20 protein-coding genes are annotated in these 19,564 nt (G+C 64.8%); 11 read left to right on the forward strand and 9 right to left on the reverse strand.

The window, feature by feature from the left end:
• The first annotated feature begins 1 nt into the window (after position 1).
• Complete coding sequence (locus tag CH294_RS12395) at positions 2 to 934, forward strand: oxygenase MpaB family protein (RefSeq protein ID WP_094703776.1); 933 nt, start codon at positions 2 to 4, stop codon at positions 932 to 934.
• Positions 935 to 963: 29 nt separating this feature from the next.
• The gene (locus tag CH294_RS12400) at positions 964 to 1,746 is read left to right on the forward strand and encodes an alpha/beta fold hydrolase (protein WP_094738116.1); all 783 of its coding nucleotides are present in this window, start codon (positions 964 to 966) and stop codon (positions 1,744 to 1,746) included.
• Positions 1,747 to 1,833: 87 nt separating this feature from the next.
• Here the strand turns inward: CH294_RS12400 and CH294_RS12405 are convergent, their stop codons facing one another.
• On the reverse strand, positions 1,834 to 3,150 hold the full coding sequence (locus CH294_RS12405; RefSeq protein ID WP_037150025.1) for a class I SAM-dependent methyltransferase: 1,317 nt from the start codon (positions 3,148 to 3,150) through the stop codon (positions 1,834 to 1,836).
• Positions 3,147 to 4,592 (reverse strand): FAD-binding oxidoreductase, encoded by a 1,446-nt coding sequence (locus tag CH294_RS12410; RefSeq protein WP_094738117.1) that lies wholly within the window; start codon positions 4,590 to 4,592, stop codon positions 3,147 to 3,149. The genes CH294_RS12405 and CH294_RS12410 overlap by 4 nt, the downstream gene beginning before the upstream one ends.
• A gap of 257 nt (positions 4,593 to 4,849) precedes the next feature.
• On the opposite strand from CH294_RS12410, the gene CH294_RS12415 reads away from it, so the two are divergent.
• Positions 4,850 to 5,284, forward strand: a complete 435-nt coding sequence (locus CH294_RS12415) for an SRPBCC family protein (protein WP_032379987.1) — start codon at positions 4,850 to 4,852, stop codon at positions 5,282 to 5,284.
• On the opposite strand, the gene CH294_RS12420 is transcribed toward CH294_RS12415, so the two are convergent.
• The gene (locus CH294_RS12420; RefSeq protein WP_094738118.1) at positions 5,281 to 5,943 is read right to left on the reverse strand and encodes a hypothetical protein; all 663 of its coding nucleotides are present in this window, start codon (positions 5,941 to 5,943) and stop codon (positions 5,281 to 5,283) included. The two genes, CH294_RS12415 and CH294_RS12420, sit on opposite strands and share 4 nt — an antisense overlap.
• 63 nt (positions 5,944 to 6,006) lie before the next feature.
• Here CH294_RS12420 and CH294_RS12425 point away from each other — a divergent pair, with 63 nt between their 5' ends.
• From CH294_RS12425 to recR, 3 genes are all read left to right on the forward strand, one after another.
• Positions 6,007 to 6,312 carry a hypothetical protein gene (locus tag CH294_RS12425; RefSeq protein ID WP_212709793.1) on the forward strand — a complete coding sequence of 102 codons (306 nt, stop codon included), beginning with the start codon at positions 6,007 to 6,009 and terminating at the stop codon, positions 6,310 to 6,312.
• 179 nt (positions 6,313 to 6,491) lie between these two features.
• A complete protein-coding gene (locus CH294_RS12430; RefSeq protein ID WP_217901741.1) occupies positions 6,492 to 6,803 on the forward strand; it encodes a YbaB/EbfC family nucleoid-associated protein in 312 nt (103 codons plus the stop codon).
• A 3-nt stretch (positions 6,804 to 6,806) separates the two neighbouring features.
• A complete protein-coding gene (recR, locus tag CH294_RS12435) occupies positions 6,807 to 7,415 on the forward strand; it encodes a recombination mediator RecR (protein WP_032379989.1) in 609 nt (202 codons plus the stop codon).
• Between the two features lie 66 nt (positions 7,416 to 7,481).
• Here the strand turns inward: recR and CH294_RS12440 are convergent, their stop codons facing one another.
• The 3 genes from CH294_RS12440 to CH294_RS12450 all read right to left on the reverse strand — a co-directional run bounded on the left by CH294_RS12440 (position 7,482) and on the right by CH294_RS12450 (position 10,457).
• Positions 7,482 to 8,186, reverse strand: a complete 705-nt coding sequence (locus CH294_RS12440; RefSeq protein ID WP_032404549.1) for a glutamine amidotransferase — start codon at positions 8,184 to 8,186, stop codon at positions 7,482 to 7,484.
• Positions 8,179 to 9,441, reverse strand: a complete 1,263-nt coding sequence (locus CH294_RS12445) for a Mur ligase family protein (RefSeq protein ID WP_094703778.1) — start codon at positions 9,439 to 9,441, stop codon at positions 8,179 to 8,181. The genes CH294_RS12440 and CH294_RS12445 overlap by 8 nt, the downstream gene beginning before the upstream one ends.
• Positions 9,442 to 9,560: 119 nt before the next feature.
• Positions 9,561 to 10,457 (reverse strand): EamA family transporter, encoded by an 897-nt coding sequence (locus CH294_RS12450; protein ID WP_094703779.1) that lies wholly within the window; start codon positions 10,455 to 10,457, stop codon positions 9,561 to 9,563.
• A gap of 72 nt (positions 10,458 to 10,529) precedes the next feature.
• On the opposite strand from CH294_RS12450, the gene CH294_RS12455 reads away from it, so the two are divergent.
• On the forward strand, positions 10,530 to 11,441 hold the full coding sequence (locus CH294_RS12455; RefSeq protein ID WP_037150015.1) for a LysR family transcriptional regulator: 912 nt from the start codon (positions 10,530 to 10,532) through the stop codon (positions 11,439 to 11,441).
• Here CH294_RS12455 and CH294_RS12460 read toward each other — a convergent pair.
• Complete coding sequence (locus CH294_RS12460; RefSeq protein WP_094617997.1) at positions 11,410 to 11,787, reverse strand: SHOCT domain-containing protein; 378 nt, start codon at positions 11,785 to 11,787, stop codon at positions 11,410 to 11,412. The two genes, CH294_RS12455 and CH294_RS12460, sit on opposite strands and share 32 nt — an antisense overlap.
• 150 nt (positions 11,788 to 11,937) lie before the next feature.
• Here CH294_RS12460 and CH294_RS27470 point away from each other — a divergent pair, with 150 nt between their 5' ends.
• Both CH294_RS27470 and CH294_RS12465 read left to right on the forward strand, forming a co-directional pair.
• Positions 11,938 to 12,114: a hypothetical protein gene (locus CH294_RS27470; RefSeq protein WP_170944703.1), complete on the forward strand. Its 177-nt coding sequence runs from the start codon at positions 11,938 to 11,940 to the stop codon at positions 12,112 to 12,114.
• Between the two features lie 489 nt (positions 12,115 to 12,603).
• Complete coding sequence (locus CH294_RS12465) at positions 12,604 to 13,335, forward strand: hypothetical protein (protein ID WP_141216502.1); 732 nt, start codon at positions 12,604 to 12,606, stop codon at positions 13,333 to 13,335.
• A 116-nt stretch (positions 13,336 to 13,451) separates the two neighbouring features.
• On the opposite strand, the gene leuA is transcribed toward CH294_RS12465, so the two are convergent.
• Together leuA and CH294_RS12475 are read right to left on the reverse strand one after the other, a co-directional pair.
• Positions 13,452 to 15,263: a 2-isopropylmalate synthase gene (leuA, locus tag CH294_RS12470; protein WP_032404554.1), complete on the reverse strand. Its 1,812-nt coding sequence runs from the start codon at positions 15,261 to 15,263 to the stop codon at positions 13,452 to 13,454.
• A 163-nt stretch (positions 15,264 to 15,426) separates the two neighbouring features.
• Positions 15,427 to 17,103, reverse strand: coding sequence for an FUSC family protein (locus CH294_RS12475; RefSeq protein WP_141216503.1), 1,677 nt, complete (start codon positions 17,101 to 17,103; stop codon positions 15,427 to 15,429).
• 148 nt (positions 17,104 to 17,251) lie between these two features.
• Here CH294_RS12475 and CH294_RS12480 point away from each other — a divergent pair, with 148 nt between their 5' ends.
• Together CH294_RS12480 and CH294_RS12485 are read left to right on the forward strand one after the other, a co-directional pair.
• Positions 17,252 to 18,517 (forward strand): aspartate kinase, encoded by a 1,266-nt coding sequence (locus CH294_RS12480; protein WP_032379997.1) that lies wholly within the window; start codon positions 17,252 to 17,254, stop codon positions 18,515 to 18,517.
• Positions 18,518 to 18,519: 2 nt separating this feature from the next.
• Positions 18,520 to 19,542, forward strand: coding sequence for an aspartate-semialdehyde dehydrogenase (locus CH294_RS12485; RefSeq protein WP_094738120.1), 1,023 nt, complete (start codon positions 18,520 to 18,522; stop codon positions 19,540 to 19,542).
• The last annotated feature ends 22 nt before the right edge of the window (positions 19,543 to 19,564 follow it).

Consider the following 19,564-nt stretch of genomic DNA (forward strand, 5'->3'; position numbering starts at 1 on the left):
CATGCGTAGTCAGAGTGATCGTCCGGTCCCGCTCGGTCCCGATTCGCTCACCTGGAAGTACTTCGGCGACTGGCGGGGGATGCTGCAGGGCGTCTGGGCAGGGTCGATGCAGAACATGCACCCCGGCCTCGGAGCCGGGGTGGAGCAGCACTCGACGTTCTTCGACGAGCGCTGGCAGCGTCTCTACCGGTCGCTGTATCCCATCGGCGGGGTGGTGTTCGACGGAGATCGCGCCGAGCAGACCGCGCTCGAAGTGCGTGGCTACCACACGAACATCAAGGGAATCGACGCCAAGGGCCGCAAGTACCACGCCCTCGATCCCGACACGTTCTACTGGGCGCACGCCACCTTCTTCATGGGCACGGTGCTCACGGCAGATCACTTCATGGGCGGTCTGACCGAGGAACAGAAAGTGCAACTGTTCGACGAGCACGTGCAGTGGTATCGCCTCTACGGCATGAGCATGCGTCCGGTCCCCGCGACCTGGCCCGAGTTTCAGCAGTACTGGAGGCACATGTGCAGCACCGTGTTGGAAGACAACATGGCAGCCCGCGGGGTGTTGGACCTGTCGAAGCTGGGACCACCGCCGTACGCAGCCTGGCTGCCGGATCGGGTCTGGGCGGTACTGCGGCGTCCGGTGGCCGCGTTGTTCGTGTGGATCACCGTCGGGCTCTACGACGAGCCGGTGCGCGAACTCCTCGGCTACCGCTGGTCTGCGCGGGACGAGCAGCGGTTCGTGCTGTTCGGTAGGGCGGTGAACCTGGCGTTCGGGCTGGTGCCGCCGCGTCGTCGGCTGCATCCGCGTGGCCGGGCCGGGTGGGATCGCGCTCTCGGCCGAATTCCGGCGACATCACCGCTGGTGCACACGCCGGCTCGTAATCTGCCGCCTCTCACGCGTCGCTCCGACCCGTCGCACTACAGCCCGAAGGTGTAGTTCGACGGGCTCGGGGTACATGGCGGGGTATGTACAACGTCAGAACCGGACGCGGTAAGCCGCTTGTTCTCGTGCACGGGCTCGGATCCTCGCACCGCAATTGGGATCCGATCGTTCCCGCACTCGCTGCGCACCGAGAGGTCATCGCCCTGGATTTGCCCGGATTCGGGCAGACTCCGCCGCTGCCCGAGGTCTCGATCGCGTCGCTCACCGATGCGCTGCGCACGTACCTCGACGACGAGGGCCTGTCCGACGCCGATCTCGTCGGCAGCTCGATGGGCGCACGCATGGTCGTCGAGCTCGGCCGCCGTGGTCACCGAGGGTCGATGGTGGCACTCGATCCCGGCGGGTTCTGGAACGACCGTCAGGTGAAGATCTTCGGAGCCACGATCACCGCGTCCTTGGCGCTGATGAAGAACGTTCAGCCGCTGGTGCCGTTCCTGGCCGGTAACCCAGTGACGAGAACGGCTGCGTTGGCGCAGTTCTCGGCTGCGCCGTGGAAGCTGCCGAGTGGATTGGTCGAACGGGAGCTGAAGGGCTTCTCGGCCAAGACTTCGCCGTCACTCGACGCCGCACGCAAGGCCTTGATCCACGGGCCGAAGCAGCTCGGTGCACCGAAGGGGTCGTTGCAGGGGTCGTTGCTCATCGGCTGGGGTCGTCAGGACAAGGTGACGACTCCCAGCCAGGCCAAGGTGGCGCTGGAGCGATTCCCCGACGCCACCCTGCACTGGTTCGACAAGTGCGGACACTTCCCGCATTGGGATCAGCCCGTCGAAACCGCTCGCGTGATCCTGCGGGCGACAGGTCGCTGACGCTCCCATGTGAGCGCAACTTCGACCCCTGCTACGAAGTGTCTCCTGGTCGTTCCGCAGGCTCCACTCCTATCCCGCTCACCTGCGTCAGCCGTTCCACCAAGGCCGCAGCGGCACGTTCGCCTGACCCTTCGGCCCGAGCTTGACGGCCAGAACCTGGTGTAGTTGAACCACATTGCGCTCGAATCCCAAACGGGATCCGGCCATGTACAGACCCCACACGCGGGCTGTTCCTTCGCCGGCTTCGGCGACGCATGCGTCCCAGTTGTCGACGAGGTTCCGGCACCATCCGGCGAGGGTCAGTGCGTAGTGCTCGCGCAGGTTCTCCTCGTGGCGGACTTCGAGGCCGACGTCCTGGATCTCGGTGATGATGCGTCCGGAGCCGGTGAGCTCCCCGTCTGGGAAGACGTACCGGTCGATGAAGCTTCCGGCCTTGGCATGTGCGCGATTGTCCGGACGGGTGATCGAGTGGTTGAGCAGCCGGCCGCCGTCGCGCAGCTTGGACTGGATGAACGAGAAGTACGACGGGTAGTTGTGCACACCGATGTGCTCGGTCAGCCCGATCGACGAGATGGCATCGAAGTTGGTCTCGGCTACGTCGCGGTAGTCGGAGAAGCGCACCTCGGCGAGCTCGGACAGGCCCTCCTCGGCAATGGCCTTCTGGGCCCACGACGCCTGCTCCTGGGAGAGCGTCACGCCGATCACCTTCACGCCGCGGCGGGCCGCGTAGCGCACCATCGAACCCCAGCCACAGCCGATGTCGAGCAGACGATCGCCCGGCTTCAGGCCGAGTTTGTCGAACACCAGCCGATACTTGTTCTCCTGCGCCGCTTCCAGTGTGCTGTCGGCGGACTCGAACGCGGCGCACGTGTACGTCATCGACGGGCCGAGCACCATCTCGTAGAACGCGTTGGACACGTCGTAGTGGTGATGGATCGCTTCCGCGTCCCGGGTCTTGGAGTGGCGCAAGCCTTCGGCGATACGACGCCACCGCGGAATCGCCTCCTGGGGTGGAGGAGCGATGGGCCGCAACACATCCCAGCCGAGGGAGCGGGTGATCGAGGCCAGTGTCATGGCCGAGGGACGACGGAAGTGGAGCTCGTCACCCATCAGTGCGAGCAAGTCGTACGGATCGCCGGGATGGACGCCGGTGGCCTCCAGGTCGCCCGAGACGTACGCCCGCGCCATGCCCAGATCGCCGGGAGCGGTTGCGAGATAGGTGGTTCCGCGCGGACTCTTGAGGTTGAGGCCGATCTTCGCGTCCTCGGGTCCGGCGGTACTGCCGTCGTACGCGGTGAAACGCAGTGGGATGTTGCCGTCGGAGATCAGCTCCAGAATCTCGGAGATCTTGAGCTTCTGGTTGCCGTTCGCCGTTCGATTACCGGAGTCCTTGAACGTCGTCATTTGCGTTGCACCGCCTTCGAGTACAAATCCAACAATCGGGTTTCGGGATCATATTTCTTTTTCAGCTCGAGGTATCTCTCGCCGCCGTACAGCACGGCGAATTCATCCTCGGTGTAGTAAGCGTCCGAGTACAGCGATTTATGGCCGTTGAAGTCGGTGACCTTCTTCTCGATCGCGCGGTTCGCTGCACCCTCGGGTTCGTCGGCGACGATGGGTACCGAGGACCAGAAGCCGATGTTGACGTACGTGCGTTTGGGCTCGAGTGGGTACAGCGGCCACGGTCGGGCCGGATTGGCACCGGGGGCCGCCGGCTCGCGAAGTCGCAACGGGCACAACCACAACGGCTCGATGGGAATATTGCCGAGGAACCACGCCACGAAGCCTGCGGTGTGTTCGATCGGAACTTCCACATCCTGCACGACGCGTTCGCGCGGCGGATTTCCCTTGCGCTTCTCGAGTCGATCGGCGATGTCGTACTTACGGTCGAGGCCGATCAGCTTCCAGTAGAAGCTGCTGCGTCGATACTTGCGCGGCCAGAAGCGTCGAATTGTCGGGTTCTGGGTCCCGAATGCGCGAGAGCACCAGAACCAGTCGGTGTCCCAGCGCCACAGATAGTCGTGAATGGTCAGCCGATCGGTTTTCGGTGTGTCCGAATCGTGCTGGATCGAGCGGTAGAAGATGTCTGCACCGGTGTAATCGCTGACCGGGCCGGGTTCGTCGGTCTGAACGCCGAGCGTGAGGTAACTTTCGTCGGCGCTGAAGACCACGCCGTCGAGGTAATGGACCTCGATGCCGTCGTACTCGCGTTGGGTGACGATGGTGTCCATCGTGGACTGAAGGGTCTCGAGATCGTGAAATCGTAGGTGGCGCAACGCGACATACGGCAGTACGGGCTCGAGCTGGATCTTCAGTCGGGTCGAGTAGCCGAGGGTGCCGTAGGAATTGGGGAAGCCCCAGTAGAGGTCGGCATGTTCGCCCTCCGGCGTTGCGGTGACGATCTCGCCGCTGCCGGTGAGGACGTCGATCTCGAGTACCGACTCGTGCGGGAGCCCACTGCGAAACGACGTCGACTCGATGCCGAGGCCGGTGACGGCTCCGCCGAGGGTGATCGTCTTGAGCTGCGGGACGACGAGGGGAGCGAGACCGTAGGGAAGCGTCGCGTCGACGAGGTCCTCGTAGGTGCACATGCCCGCGACGTCGGCGGTGCCTGCGGCGGGATCGACCGTGATGACCTTGCTCAAGCCGGACACGTCGAGTCCCGGGGTGTTCGATGTCGTCCTGGCCCTGAACAGGTTGGACGTCTTCTTCGCCAGACGCACCATCGCATCGGCGGGGATCGCTCGATAGCTGCGAAGCAACTGCTCGACACCCGATCGGTGCGCTGCGTAACCGCTCTCCCTCGGTTCTGGCCGTCGTCCGAGAAGAGCATTCACTGAAGCCACGTACAGACGCTATATCTCGTACTGCTCGGTATCCACCGGCGTGGGCGTCCGACCGGTGAAACTTCACGCAACTGTTGCCGAAACAGGGCCGGGAATCGCCATAATTCAGACAAAATGGTTGCAGCATGCATGTGTTTTCCCGGTGTGCGATTTTTTTGTGATGCATGCCACATGACGTTCGGCGCGATGCCGGGCGTGACCGCTCGGCGAGGCAGGATGGATGCACATCCCGCTCGCTATCGAAGGAGAACGTTTCCGTGGCTCAGGTCAGTGCATCCAGTTCCGTCACCATCGCAACCACACCGGATCGGGTGCTTGCCGCTCTCGCCGACTACGAGACGGTGCGCCCCCGCATCCTGCCCCAGCAGTACCGCGACTACGAGGTGGTCCAGGGCGGTCAGGGAGACGGAACGGTGGCGAAGTGGACACTGCAGGCCACCGAGAAGCGAGTACGCAACGTCGCCGCGACGGTCTCCGTCGCCGGATCGACCATCACCGAACGGGACGCCAACTCCTCCATGGTCACCACCTGGTCGGTAGCCCCGGACGGCGGCGGCACCGCGGTCACCACAACGACTGAATGGAAGGGCGCGGGCGGCATCGGCGGATTCTTCGAGAAGACGTTCGCACCGCTCGGACTGAAGAAGATCCAGGCCGCAACGCTGGAGAACCTGCGTCGCGAGTTGATCTAAGTCTGCTCGAAGTCGGGGGCCTGGATGAGCGCCAGGGTCCCGACCACCACGGTGCGCATCGACCACACAAACATCCCATCGGGTCCGCGGTCGACCGTGTCGTAGGCCCCGGGCAGGGTGTCGAGGTCGGTGCGCGCGGCAATCGCGTCGTCGTACTCACGATCGCGTCGGGCATCGTTGTAGACGATCTCCGCCAAGGCCAGAGCGTGCTCGACGACGGTGATGACGGCCCACGTCGCCTGCTTCGGAGTGAGGTCGTAGCGCAGTCGATAGCGCGTCTGCACCACATCGGCCATCCGAAGCGCGTCGATGGAACTGGGAGTCAGGCCGATCAGATACTCCGCGATGCCCGGGTTGCAGTGAACCAGCTCGCGCATCGCGGAGGCGAGTGTCAGCAGAGCGTCGTGCATCGATTCGTCGTCACCGGGAAGCGGCGGCGACCACCGGCGCAGAATTTCCTCCGCCACCAGGGCCTTGAGCGCGCACAGATCCTCGATGTTGTTGTAGATCGCGACGATCGAAACACCCAGGCTCTGGGCCACCGACTTCACCGTCACCCTGGGCAGAGTCAGCGCGATGCCCGCCTCGGCCATGGTCTCGGCAGTCACCCGACGCTTGCGAGGAGAGCCGCGTTCCGGGGAGGTCGCCGGCTGATCCATTCCGTAAGACTACGTGCGCTCAGTACTGACGAATGTTCGGACGCGGGGCTCTAGAATCGCGTCGTGTCCTTCACTTCCGCGCTACCCGTGACCGACGGGGATCGGACGCTGGTCGAACTGGCCAGGCAAACAATCGATTCGACGACGGATACAAGCCCTGGTGAGGACGGCATCCACACGATGGGTGCCGCGGTGAGAGTGGCGGACGGCCGCACTTTTGCCGGGGTGAATCTTTATCACTTCACCGGTGGCCCGTGCGCAGAAACCGTCGCGCTTGCGGCGGCTCGGGCGGCCGGTGCGACCGAGCCGACTCATATCGTGGCCGTCGGCAACCACTTCGTGCGACATCGCCGGAAGGCACTGCGCTGAGTGTCCACTATTCGTCACCGCAGGCGCGATCCCGTGTCTGCCGCGAAATTGTGGACACTCAGGTCGGTACGTCGATTCGACGCGCAGTGAATCACAGCGATCCAAGGTGCGGCTACGCTGGTGTGCGCTTCGAACCCACGCGAGAGGACGGCACAGTGCAACCCGGTGAGCAGCCCGACATGGCATCGATCCTGCAGCAGGCCCAGCAGATGCAGCAGCAGCTGATGGCGGCGCAGGCGGAGATCGCGGAGACCGAAGTGACCGGCCAGGCGGGCGGTGGACTCGTCGTCGCCACCGTCAAAGGGACCGGTGAGGTGGTCGGTCTGACCATCGACCCCAAGGTCGTCGACCCCGAAGACATCGAGACCCTCCAGGATCTCGTGATCGGCGCTATCGCCGATGCGTCTCGCGCGGCTCAGGCCGTCGCGAGCGAGAAGATGGGCCCCCTCGCTGGTGGTCTCGGTGGCATGCCCGGCCTGCCCGGGTTCTAGGCGGTGTACGAAGGTCCGGTTCAGGATCTGATCGACGAACTCGGCAAGTTTCCCGGGGTCGGTCCGAAGAGCGCTCAGCGCATAGCTTTTCATCTCCTCGGCGTCGAGCCTCCCGAGGTGGATCGGCTCATGCGCGCGTTGCAGCGTATTCGCGACGGCGTTCAGTTCTGCATCGTCTGCGGCACGGTCTCGGACAAGGAACTGTGCCGGATCTGTGCCGATTCGCGTCGAGACAGATCGATGATCTGCGTCGTCGAAGAGCCCAAAGATGTGCAGGCCGTGGAACGTACACGAGAGTTCAAGGGCCGCTACCACGTACTCGGCGGAGCGCTCGACCCACTGAACGGAGTGGGGCCGGATCAGCTCCGCATCCGAGAGTTGTTGACCCGCGTGGGAACTCAGGACGACGGAGTGGACGTCACCGAGGTCATCATCGCCACCGACCCCAACACCGAGGGCGAAGCAACGGCCACGTACCTGGTGCGCATGATGCGAGACTTCCCCGGCTTGGCCATTACCCGCCTCGCCTCCGGCCTGCCCATGGGCGGAGACCTCGAATTTGCCGACGAACTGACGCTGGGCCGCGCTCTGACCGGACGTCGACGAATGTGAGTGCCCACGGAAGTGGTGCGATCAAGTGCCGCCCAGGCCACTTGACCGCACCACTGCCGTAGGCACTTATCGCAGCCGCTCCTTGCGGAGTTGCGCAACCTCGGGCAACTCGAGCGGAGCGAGCGTGGTGCCCAAGGCACGCTCCAACAAGTAGTCTGCCAACTCCGGGTTTCGGGCAAGTACCGGCCCGTGCATGTACGTGCCCAGTACCGACCCTTGTACGACGCCCTCACGTCCGTCGCCGACGCCGTTGCCCACCCCGTGGGTGACCTTGGCCAATGGGGACGCGTCCAGGCCGAGAGTTGTTCCACCGCGGTGGTTCTCGAATCCGGTGAGTTTCTGAGTGAGGCCGTCGAGTGCGGGTTCGGTGACGACCTCGCCGATGGACCTGGTGGCCTGTGGTGCGGTGGTCACGTCGAACAGGGAGATGCCGTCGACGCGTTCGCCGGCGGACGTCTCGTACCAGTGGCCGAGTACTTGGATCGCGGCGCAGATCGCCAGCACGGGGGCACCGCGAGCGGCTGCGTTCTGCAATCCCGGGTACCGAGTGAGGTGACGCGTCGCCAGGCGTTGAGCCGAATCCTCTGCTCCGCCAAGGGTGTACACGTCGAGTGAATCGGGAACCGGATCGCTCAGGGTGATCTGCACGACCTCGGCGTCGATATCGCGCATGCGCAGCCGCTGTCGCAGAATGAGCGCGTTGCCGTTGTCGCCGTACGTGCCCATTACGTCGGGCAGAACGAGGCCGATGCGAACGGTGGACTCAGACATCTTTCACCTCACGTGCCAGCGCGCGACCGAGGTCGCGGAACGCGGTGTAGTTGGCGAGTACCTCGACGCGTCCCGGCGGGCAGGAAGCAATGGCCTGCAACGGATCTGCGACGGTGGTGTGCTGCGAGCCCGCGTAGAGCAGTCGGACTCCGAGGTCGGTCGCGCGTTCACCGGCGGCGACCACGGCGACGTTCTCGAAGTGCTCGAAGCGAACGTCCCACAGCCACGACAGGTCCTCGCCGTCCGGTACCTGACCATTGACTGCGATGACGAGTCCGTCGCAGGTGGGGTCGATCATCGACAGCGCCTCCTGCCAGCCGGCAGGGTTCTTGGCGAGAAGCATTCGGACGGAATGGGATCCGTACTGGATGGTGGAGTAGCGCCCGGCCACCTCGTCGACGCTCGACGCGGCCGCGACGGCATCTTCTGCGTTCGCGCCCAGCGTCACGGCAGCGGCTACTGCCTGAGCTGCGTTGCCGCGGTTGGCTTTTCCTGGCAGCGACAACGTCATCGGCAGGACGAGCCCGTCGGGACCGTAGAGATTCTCGTCGTCGAGCCACCAATCCGGCGTCGGACGCTTGAAGTCGCTGCCGGTGCTGTACCAGTGCTCGCCCTCCCACAGGATGGGCTCGCCCGTGCGGGGGCAGCTGACCGAGTCGCCTGCCCATCCGCCACCGGCGGCGACCCATACTACGTTCGGTGCGTCGAATGCCGCCGACGTGACCAGTACGTCGTCGCAGTTGGCGATGACCACGGTCTCCGGGTGCCGGGCCAATCCGGCGCGCAGCTTGCGCTCGATCATGTTGATCTCGCCCACACGGTCGAGCTGATCGCGACTGAGGTTGAGCAACACGATGGCTGCCGGGTCCACAGCGTCGGATACGTGGGGGACGTGCAGCTCGTCGACTTCGAGGGCAGCCAGCTCGGCGTCGAAGTGCGCGTGCAGTGCGGCGACGATGCCGGCGTCCATGTTCGCGCCGTCCGCCTGCGTGGCGACATCGCCGAGAGTGGCCAGGGCTGCGGCGGTCATTCTGGTGGTGGTGGATTTACCATTGGTGCCGGTGACGATGACCGTGCGTCGACCCCGGCCGAGCCCGCCGAGGATGTTGGGGTCGATCTTGAGTGCGACGAGTCCGCCGATCATCGAGCCCTTGCCTCGGCCTGCTTTGCGAGACGCCCAGGTCGCCAGCTCCGCCGCGCGCAGTGCCACGCGGCCCCGTGCGCCGATACGCCTGCGCTCACCCACTTCAACCATCCGCCGAGTCTGGCACAGAAGAGCATGCAGTTTCACGTCGGCGGTTGCTGCCCCTCGGTCATTCCGCAGGCTCCACTCCCGCTAACCCTGGGTCATTCCGCAGGCTCCACTCCCGCCCCTCACACCGGCACTTTCTCCCGCACTTCGGCGGGTCGGCGGACGACCATACCGCCGAGGCAGCCGCCGATCACGACGACTCCGCCGATCAACGCCAGCACGGACGGGTTCTCGCCGAGGAAGATCCATGCACCGGCAATGCCCACCACGGGAACCAGGAGTGAGAACGGTGCGACCAGTCCGGCGGGGTTGCGACTCATCAGAATGCTCCAGAGGCCGCTGCCGATGATGGTGGCCGGAATCACGATGTAGGCCAACGCGACCAGGCCGGGCCAGCCCTGCGGACCGAACGACTCGGCGAGGGCCTGCCAGCCGGTGCTCGGACCCTCGACGATCGCCGAGAGCGCCAGCATCGGCACCGGCGGGATGACGGTCATCCACAGCATCAGCGTCATCGGGGAATCGGATTTGGCGAGTCGGTTCCCCAGGTTGCCGAACGCCCAGCCGAGGCCGGCGAGCAGGGTGAGGATCACCGGCAGCAGGGTGGCGTTCTGGGCACGGTCCCACCCGATCAGCACCATGCCGACCACGGCGATCGCAATGCCGATGGCCTGCCTGCGGGTGACGTGTTCGCGCAGCAGAACCGCACCGAGAACGACGGTGAACGGCGCGGACGACTGCAGCACGAGCGACGCCAATCCGGTGGGCATGCCCGCCGCCATCGCTGCGAACAGGAAGGCGAACTGAAGAAAGCCGAAGCCGAAGCCGTAGAGCAGCAACCACTTCAGTGGGACGTTCGGGCGTGGGACGAACAACACGACGGGGATTGCGATGACCAGGAACCGCAGCGCGGCGAAGAAGAAGGGTGGAAAGTGATCGAGCCCGACGCGGATGGCGAGGAAGTTCAGCCCCCACAGCACGGCGACGGTCAATCCGAGCAGGCGGTCGCGAGTGGTCATGCCGTCAATCGTGACTGGAGCAAATGATGAGCACAATCGAATATATCCGCATCAACAGTTAAGATTTTCTGTATGAACGTGGAGCGGCTTCGGATCCTGGCGGAACTTGCCGACCGCGGAACCGTGGCCGCCGTCGCCGAGGCCCTGTCGATGACGCCGTCGGCGGTGTCTCAACAGCTCAAGTTGCTGGCTCGCGAGGCCGGCGTGACACTGCTCGAACCCGATGGGCGTCGGCTGCGCCTCACCGACGCCGGCCGCGCGTTGGTGCTGCGAACCGACGATGTGCTCGCGGCCCTCGCCCGCGCCACTGCAGAGATGGATCGATACCGAGCGTCCCCGCAGGGACGCGTCCGTGTGGCACTGTTCCCGTCCGGTGCCGCGCTGCTCCTACCCGGAGTGTTGACCCGTCTCGCGGGCTCGGACGTCGACATCGATGCGCGCGACGAAGATCTGCCGGCATCGTCGGTGCCCGAACTACTCGCCGACTACGACGTGGTGCTCACCCACCGGGACGATCGGGCTCCGTCGACGGCAGGCCCGCGCATCGAAGTGACGACCCTCATGCGCGAACCCATCGATCTGGTGTTGCCTCCCGATCATGCACTGGCGCAGCACAAAACGGTTGACCTGAGAGAGCTGACCGACGAGCGGTGGATCAGCGTCCGCGGCGGATTCCCTGTGGACGACGTGCTGCTCTCTGTTGCCGCCGTCACTGGCGTCGAGCCACGAGTAGCGCAGCGTATCAACGACTTTCGAGTGACCGAGACTCTTGTAGCCGCCGGGCACGGGGTAGCGCTGATGCCGCGCTATGCCGTCGTTCATCCGGGCTTGGTGCGGCGAGAACTGTCCGGTGTGCGGGCCGGCCGCATCTACGAACTCGCCACGAGGCCCGGTGCGCGTCGACTACCGGCGATCGCCGCTGTGCTCGACGCGTTCCGACTAGAAGCCGAGTTCAGGACAGCGCTTTGGCCTTCAGTGTCCTGAACTCGTCCTGATCGATGGTTCCGTTGTCCAGCAATGCCTTTGCGTGTGCGATCTCTTCGGACGCGGAATGTCCGGCGACGTGTTTGATGTACTCCTCCTGCTGGTCCTTCGCGTGCTGTAGGGCAGCGACCTGACGCTTGGCCATGCTGCTGCCGTTCACGATGAGGTACACCAGCGCGGTGAGGAACGGCGCAACGATGAGGAAGAACACCCACACCGCTTTCAGAACCCCGGATGTCTTGTGGTCACGGAAAAGGTCTCCGATGATCGAGAACATCACCATCAGGTACGCCACGAAGGCGAATCCGACGATGAGAAGCCAAAGAAAATCCCAGAAAGAGTCCATGGCGAACTTCCATTCCATTGTGTGCCCCGACGGCAGAATGATTGTCCCATGCGGCGTACCGGCGATGACGTCGGTTGAGAGGTTTCTCTTTGTCGTGCATTGAGTTAGCGTGGGTAACGATCCTGATCGACGAGAACCAGGGGAGGCGTAATGAAACTACTCGTGGCCAGTGGCGTGTACACCGTGTTGATGTTCGCCATTTTCGTTCTTCTCGACAGCGGGTCCGTCTGGGAGTCCCTGCTGCAGGCGGTCGTTGCGGGAGCGGTGTTCACTCTGCTGACGTGGCTGTACCTGCGCTATGTCTCCCCCGCAAGATCGACCGGATAGCTCACGGTGCGTGCGAGAAGCCGCCCGTTCGGCGCTTGATGGTCTGAGCTGTTGGTTCGTCGGGTTCAGGCCGCTTCGTTGTAATCGATGAGTTCGGGGTGACTGATCGGTTGAGTCCGTAGATCCAATCGCGACCCGATGACTGCCATCGGTGCGAAGCGCGCATAGGTTTGTGCAAGGAGCCGCGCAACCGGAGGTTCGGTAATGGGACACCTGTCAGCGAGTTCAGGGGCGGTTCTTCGGTTCGAAGGCCGAGGCAGGATCCTTGCCGGCGTCATGGACCGCTGCATTCCGCGCTGTGGATTCCGCGGCGACCGGTCATACGGGAGCGCGGACGCCGCTGCCCCAGCGCATGCGGCGGACCCGGGTACTCGACGCCGGTCGGTCGGACCTGCGGTCGCCGCTTCCCGCGCCGGCGGTGTCGTGGCAGTAGTGGTTCTGACGCTGGCAGGGTGCTCGAATCCCCCCGAGCAGGACACCCCAATCGACATGACCGCCTCTGCTTACCGGTCGCGCGTCGACGATGCGATCGGTGGTCAGTTCCAGATCACGATCGCCAACACCGGTGAACGACCGATTGCGGTGCACACCATCGCACTCGCGTCTCCTGGATTTGCACCCGTCGCGCCCACTGTGCGCGAGATCGAGCTGCAGAAGGGCGGCCGGATCGATATACCGACTCCGTACGGCGGGGCCCGATGTGACTCGACTGTAGGACCGTTGGCTGCGCGCCTGTCCGTGACCCGCAAAGGAGAACCGGAGCAGGATGTCGAGGTTCCGCTCGAGCAACCGTACGACATCATCGACCGCATCCATTCGGAAGAGTGCACGGCCGAGCAAGTCTTGTCGAAAGTCTCGGTGGAGCTTTCGCTTTCGTCACCCCCTCTGGTCTCGACCGATCCGCTGTTCGCCAGTGTGGTGGTGTCTCGTGGGTCTTTCGACGGACCGATTCGGGTCGACGAACTGCGGGGCAGCGTCCTCTACGACCTGACCGGTGCGCTCCCTCGAACACTGCAGTCCGACGACGATTCCCTGGTCATTCCGCTCACCATCACCACAGCGTCGTGCGAAGCGCACGTGATCGCGGACTCGAAGAAGCCATTCGTCTTTCCGATCTACCTTGCCTTCGGCGACGAAAAGCCGGTGTACGCGCGGATCCCGGTGCCCACCGACATACAGAAGCAATTGGTCGCGTACCAGGGAGCAGCCTGCTTGCGCTAGCTGTTCTTCCGGTCGACGACGACCTGCTTTCGATGGCGACCGCCACCGGGCGTCGAACCAATACGACAAAGCCGCCCATTCGCAACGAATGGGCGGCTTTACGTCGTGCAGAGAACTTATTTCAGAGCGCGGTTCACGGCCGAGACCACGGCACGCAGTGATGCGGTGGTGATCGACGTCGCGATTCCGACGCCCCAGACGGTGGTGGCGACGCCCGCAGGCGAGGTGACCGAAGCTTCGACGTAGGCCGCAGCCTGGGCGTCGTCACCCGCGGACATGGCGTGCTCGGAGTAGTCCAGCACGCTGACGTCGTAGCCGATGGTGGACAGCGCGTCGACGAAGGAGGCGAGAGGTCCGTTGCCGGATCCGGAGATTTCCTGCTCGACGCCATCGACCTTGACCGTCGCGGTGATCGTGTCGGTGCCGCCGTCGTGCTCGGCCGCGACGACCGACTGCTTGATGCGCTCGAGCGGACGGATCGGCGTCAGGTACTCCTCGGCGAAGACGTCCCACATCTCCTTGGGCGAGACCTCGCCGCCCTCACCGTCGGTGATGCGCTGCACGGCCTGGGAGAACTCGATCTGCAGACGACGCGGCAGGTTCAGTCCGTGATCGGACTTCATGATGTACGCGACGCCACCCTTTCCGGACTGCGAGTTGACGCGAATGACGGCCTCGTAGGTGCGGCCGACATCCTTGGGGTCGACGGGCAGGTACGGAACCTGCCACGTGACGTCGCCGATATCCGTACCCTGCTCGTCCGCAGTGACTTTCATTGCATCCAGGCCCTTGTTGATGGCGTCCTGGTGGCTGCCGGAGAAAGCGGTGTAGACCAGATCTCCGCCGTACGGGTGGCGCTCGGCGACGGGAAGTTGGTTGCAGTACTCCACGGTTCGGCGGACTTCGTCGATGTTGGAGAAGTCGATCTGCGGATCGACGCCGCGGGTGAACAGGTTCAGACCCAGCGTGACGAGGCAGACGTTGCCGGTGCGCTCGCCGTTTCCGAACAGGCACCCCTCGATGCGGTCTGCGCCGGCCTGGTAGCCGAGTTCTGCTGCGGCAACACCGGTTCCGCGGTCGTTGTGCGGATGCAGCGACAGCACGATGCTGTCGCGGCGATCGAGGTTGCGGCTCATCCACTCGATCGAGTCGGCGTAGACATTCGGTGTCGCCATCTCGACCGTTGCGGGCAGGTTCAGGATCAACGGCTTGTCGGGCGTGGGATCGATGATCGCGGTGACCGCGTCGCACACCTCTTTGGCGTAGGAAAGTTCTGTGCCGGTGTAGGACTCGGGGGAGTACTCGTAGCGCCAATCGGTATCGGGGAACTTGGCGGCTTCCTCGAGAACCTTGCGGGCACCGTCGGTGGCGATCTTCTTGATGACATCACGATCGGCGCGGAACACCACTCGGCGCTGCAGGATCGAGGTGGAATTGTAGAAGTGCACGATGACGCTTCGGGCACCCTCGCAGGCGACGAAGGTGCGTTCGATCAGCTCGGGACGGCACTGCGTCAGAACCTGGATGGTGACGTCGTCGGGGATCGCGCCGTCTTCGATGATCTCGCGGACGAAATCGAAGTCGGTCTGGCTGGCCGACGGGAAGCCGACCTCGATCTGCTTGTAGCCCATCCGGACCAGCAGGTCGAACATGCGGCGCTTGCGGGCCGGGCTCATCGGGTCGATCAGAGCCTGGTTGCCGTCGCGCAGATCCACCGCACACCACTGCGGCGTCCGGTCGATGATCTTGTCCGGCCACGTGCGGTCGGGGAGGGTGATGGCTTCCACTTCCTCGGCGAACGGCCGATAGCGGAACGTGGGCATCGAGGAGTTCTTCTGGGTGTTCCAGGCGGGCTGGTCGCTGGGCGCGGGCCGCGAGGGCGGGGTGATGGTGCGAGATCCCGAGGTGAATGCGTCGGCTGGTGACATGGTCTTCGTCTCTCCGTACAGATCAAAACAATGTGTTCGACCGGCGCAACGAACCCCGCGACGGGAAGCCAGTCTGGTCTCAGACCCCGTCGCGGCTGTTAAGAAGGAGAGCTCGCAGCATGGGGTGAGTGTACTACCGCAGACCGACCGCCTACCCGAGGGTTCAGGAGTCGACTTTTTCGGCGACGGTGTCGTGCCTGCGCTGCCACTGCTCGATGTCGTTCAGCCGTCCGACATCGGCCGCGGTCCAACACTGTGCGAGCAGTTCGTATCCGAGGTGATCGACCTCTGCATGGCGGGTCCACACGCGATGCGCCCAGCGGCGATCGTTGTGCGCCGCTTCGGCTCCCGCGAGCGCTGCGCCGACCAGCTCGAACTGCACGTCCCTTCGAAGCGTCAGAGTGGCTGCCGCCGTGACCGTCTCGGTTCGCAGCGTGGTCAGCAAACGGGCGGTCAGGTCCAGAACCCGCCGATCGGACCACAACAGTGCGCGTCGAAAAGCGCCCGGCAACAACAACCACAGGGCCGCGAACGCGAGGGCAACCCCCACCGCGGTTTCGACCACCCGATCCACCACGATGCCGCCGAGCGGAGCACCCGGATGCGAGATGGTGCCCATCAACAACGCGAGCGGGGTGATGAATGTGACGGCGAGACCGTAGTTGCGCGCCACGCTGATCTCGATCGCGAACTGCAGCACCATCAGCACCACGATCACGGCGAGACCGGTCAGCGGCGAGAGATAGATTGCCGAGAACAACACCACTCCGGCCAGAGTGCCGCCGAGTCGCTGCATGCCGCGGTATGACCCGTGGACGCGATCCGGCCCCTGCTGGAGCACCAGGACTGCGCCGAGGATCGCCCAATCCGGCCTGCTCAGACCCAGCGCCACACTGATCCCGCCCGCAGCTGGCGCCGCGCAGAACACCCGGATCGCCGTGGACGCCGCGTGTGAATCTCGATGCAACGACCGCTTCAACCGATAGCCGATGCTCGGACGAGCCAGCGGCAGTTGATCTCGTGCCGATTCTGCCTCGTTCTCGGGGTCCGGCACGGTGCCGGCGCGCGCCGACGTGGCAGCCGCAAACGCGAGATGGGCGTCGAACAGCGTCTGTACCAGCGGAGGGCGCGAGGTCGCGCGCGCGGATCCGGCCTCGTACACCGCGGCCCACGCCGCGTGCAGACGGGAGGCGGCAGTGTGCCGATCGGCGACGGAGGCCGTCGGCGCGCTCGTGTATCTCTCGATCGCGGCCACCGCCGCACCGACCGCCGCTCGTTCGGGTCCTTTCGGATCCCGCACCACCCCGGACATCGCGACCACCAGCGCCGACGCGACGCCGATAGCCGCACAGACGGCGCCGCGGGTCGCGCTAATGTCGGCGGCAGGGAGGTACGACGCGACCGCGCACACCAGCACAAAGAAGAAGGCTCCCGGCGGACCGAGTCGAAGCGCCGCCACGACGTAGACCGCAACGAGGGCGAGAATCGACAGCACGGCCACCGGAATCATCCGTGCCCACCCGGTCTCGCCGAAGTCGAGGGCGAGCTGCCCGGCCGTCGCGCCGAGCCACACCGAGGCCACCAGCGCGCCGCCTGCGATCAGTACTACCCACCAGCGCGATCGATAGGGGCGACCCTCGCCGTAGATCACCGCAAAACTGCCCGAGACCACCAGTAGTGCCTCGGTGTGGAACCCGAGCAGCCACGCCACGATCGCCGGAACCCCGAACGCCAGCGCCGAACGCAGACCACCCGGCCAGCGACGGCCGACAGCGGGCAGCCCGAAGAGCACCCGCAGACCTCGGGCCGGCGGTGGTGGGAGATGTTCTGGAACGGTCACTCGAACATGTTAGGACAGGCGAAGCCGCAGGCAGACCACCCTGAAATCCCAGCTCGGAGCTACCCGGACCACTGTTCGGGCCGCTCGCTCGGTAAGGTGACCCGCGGACAATCGAACGATTGTCGGCTATCCAGCGGAGGTAATACGCGTGGCTCTCATCGTCCAGAAGTACGGTGGATCGTCGGTGGGGACCGCCGAACGTATCCGACGCGTCGCTGAACGAATCGTCGAGACCAAGAAGGCGGGCAACGACGTTGTCGTCGTCGTGTCGGCGATGGGCGACACCACCGACGAACTGCTCGACCTGGCACAGCAGGTGTGCCCGGCCCCGCCGGCTCGCGAGATGGACATGCTGCTCACCTCGGGTGAACGCATCTCCAACGCGCTGGTCGCGATGGCCATTCATTCGCTCGGTGCCGAGGCGCGGTCGTTCACCGGTTCCCAGGCAGGCGTCGTCACCACCAGCGTGCACGGAAACGCCAAGATCATCGACGTCACCCCCGGCCGTGTGCGCAGCGCGCTCGACGAAGGCTCGATCGTTCTGGTCGCCGGATTCCAGGGCGTCAGCCAGGACAGCAAGGACGTCACCACGCTCGGTCGTGGTGGGTCCGACACCACCGCCGTCGCCCTCGCCGCGGCGTTGAACGCCGATGTCTGCGAGATCTACACCGACGTCGACGGCATCTTCACCGCCGACCCGCGCATCGTTCCCAACGCTCAGAAGCTCGACACCGTCTCGTTCGAGGAGATGTTGGAGATGGCCGCCTGCGGCGCGAAGGTGCTCATGCTGCGTTGCGTCGAATATGCCCGTCGCTACAACGTTCCCGTACACGTGCGCTCGTCGTACACCACAAAACCCGGAACGATCGTCTCCGGATCTATGGAGGACATTCCAGTGGAAGAAGCAATTCTCACCGGCGTCGCACACGATCGCAGCGAGGCGAAGGTCACGGTCGTCGGTCTGCCCGACACCCCCGGTTACGCCGCCAAGGTCTTTCGCGCCGTCGCCGATTCGGAAATCAACATCGACATGGTGTTGCAGAACGTCTCGAAGATCGACACCGGTAAGACCGACATCACCTTCACCTGCCCCAAGGCCGACGGCCCGACGGCAGTGGAGAAGCTCACCAAGCTGCAGGCCGAAATCGGCTTCGCGCAGGTGCTCTACGACGATCACATCGGCAAGGTCTCGCTCGTCGGTGCCGGCATGAAGAGCCACCCCGGCGTCACCGCGACGTTCTGTGAGGCCCTCGCCGACGCCGGTATCAACATCGATCTCATCAGCACCTCCGAGATCCGTATCTCGGTGCTGTGCAGCGACACCCAGCTCGACGAAGCAGTGCGCGCGTTGCACGCCGCCTTCGATCTGGGTGGCGACGAAGAAGCCGTAGTACACGCAGGAACAGGACGATAACGATGACCACAGTTGCAGTAGTCGGAGCCACCGGCCAGGTCGGTGCCGTCATGCGAACCCTGTTGGAGGAGCGCAACTTTCCCGCCGACACCGTTCGATTCTTCGCCTCCGCACGCTCGGCGGGCAAGAAGCTGCCGTTCCGCGGCGAGGAGATCATCGTCGAGGACGCCTCCACCGCCGATCTGACCGGCATCGATATCGCACTGTTCTCGGCAGGAGCCACGCTCTCCCGTGAGCAGGCACCGCGCTTCGCCGCTGCAGGTGCCACCGTCATCGACAACTCGTCCGCGTTCCGCAAGGACTCGGACGTGCCGTTGGTGGTCAGCGAGGTCAACCCCGAGGCAGCGAAGAACCCGCCGCGCGGCATCATCGCCAACCCCAACTGCACCACCATGGCCGCGATGCCGGTGCTCAAGGTGCTGCACGACGAAGCAGGCCTGCAGCGTCTGATCGTCTCGAGCTACCAGGCCGTCTCCGGCAGCGGACTCGCCGGTGTCGAGGAACTCGCCACCCAGGCGCGCGCCGTCATCGGCGACGTCGAAAAGCTGGTGCACGACGGTTCGTCGGTGGATTTCCCGGCCCCGAACAAGTACGTCGCGCCCATCGCCTTCAACGTCCTGCCGCTGGCCGGCGCGTTGGTGGACGACGGATCCGGCGAAACCGACGAGGATCAGAAGCTGCGCAACGAATCGCGCAAGATCCTCGGACTGCCCGACCTGCTGGTCAGTGGCACCTGCGTGCGCGTGCCGGTGTTCACCGGGCACTCGCTGTCGATCAACGCCGAGTTCGATAGTCCGCTCTCGGTGGAGCGTGCTCGTGAATTGCTGGCCTCGGCACCCGGTGTCTCGTTGGTCGATGTGCCGACGCCGTTGCAAGCCGCAGGCAAAGACGACTCCCTCGTCGGCCGCATCCGTCAGGACCCGGGCGTTCCCGAGGGCCGCGGACTGGCCCTGTTCGTCTCGGGCGACAACCTGCGTAAGGGTGCCGCGCTCAACACCATTCAGATCGCCGAGCTGCTGGTCTGAGGTCGTGCGCGTTGTGCGTAGC

Origin of the sequence: Rhodococcus sp. 14-2483-1-1, assembly GCF_002259335.1 — a bacterium.
GTDB lineage: Bacteria > Actinomycetota > Actinomycetes > Mycobacteriales > Mycobacteriaceae > Rhodococcoides.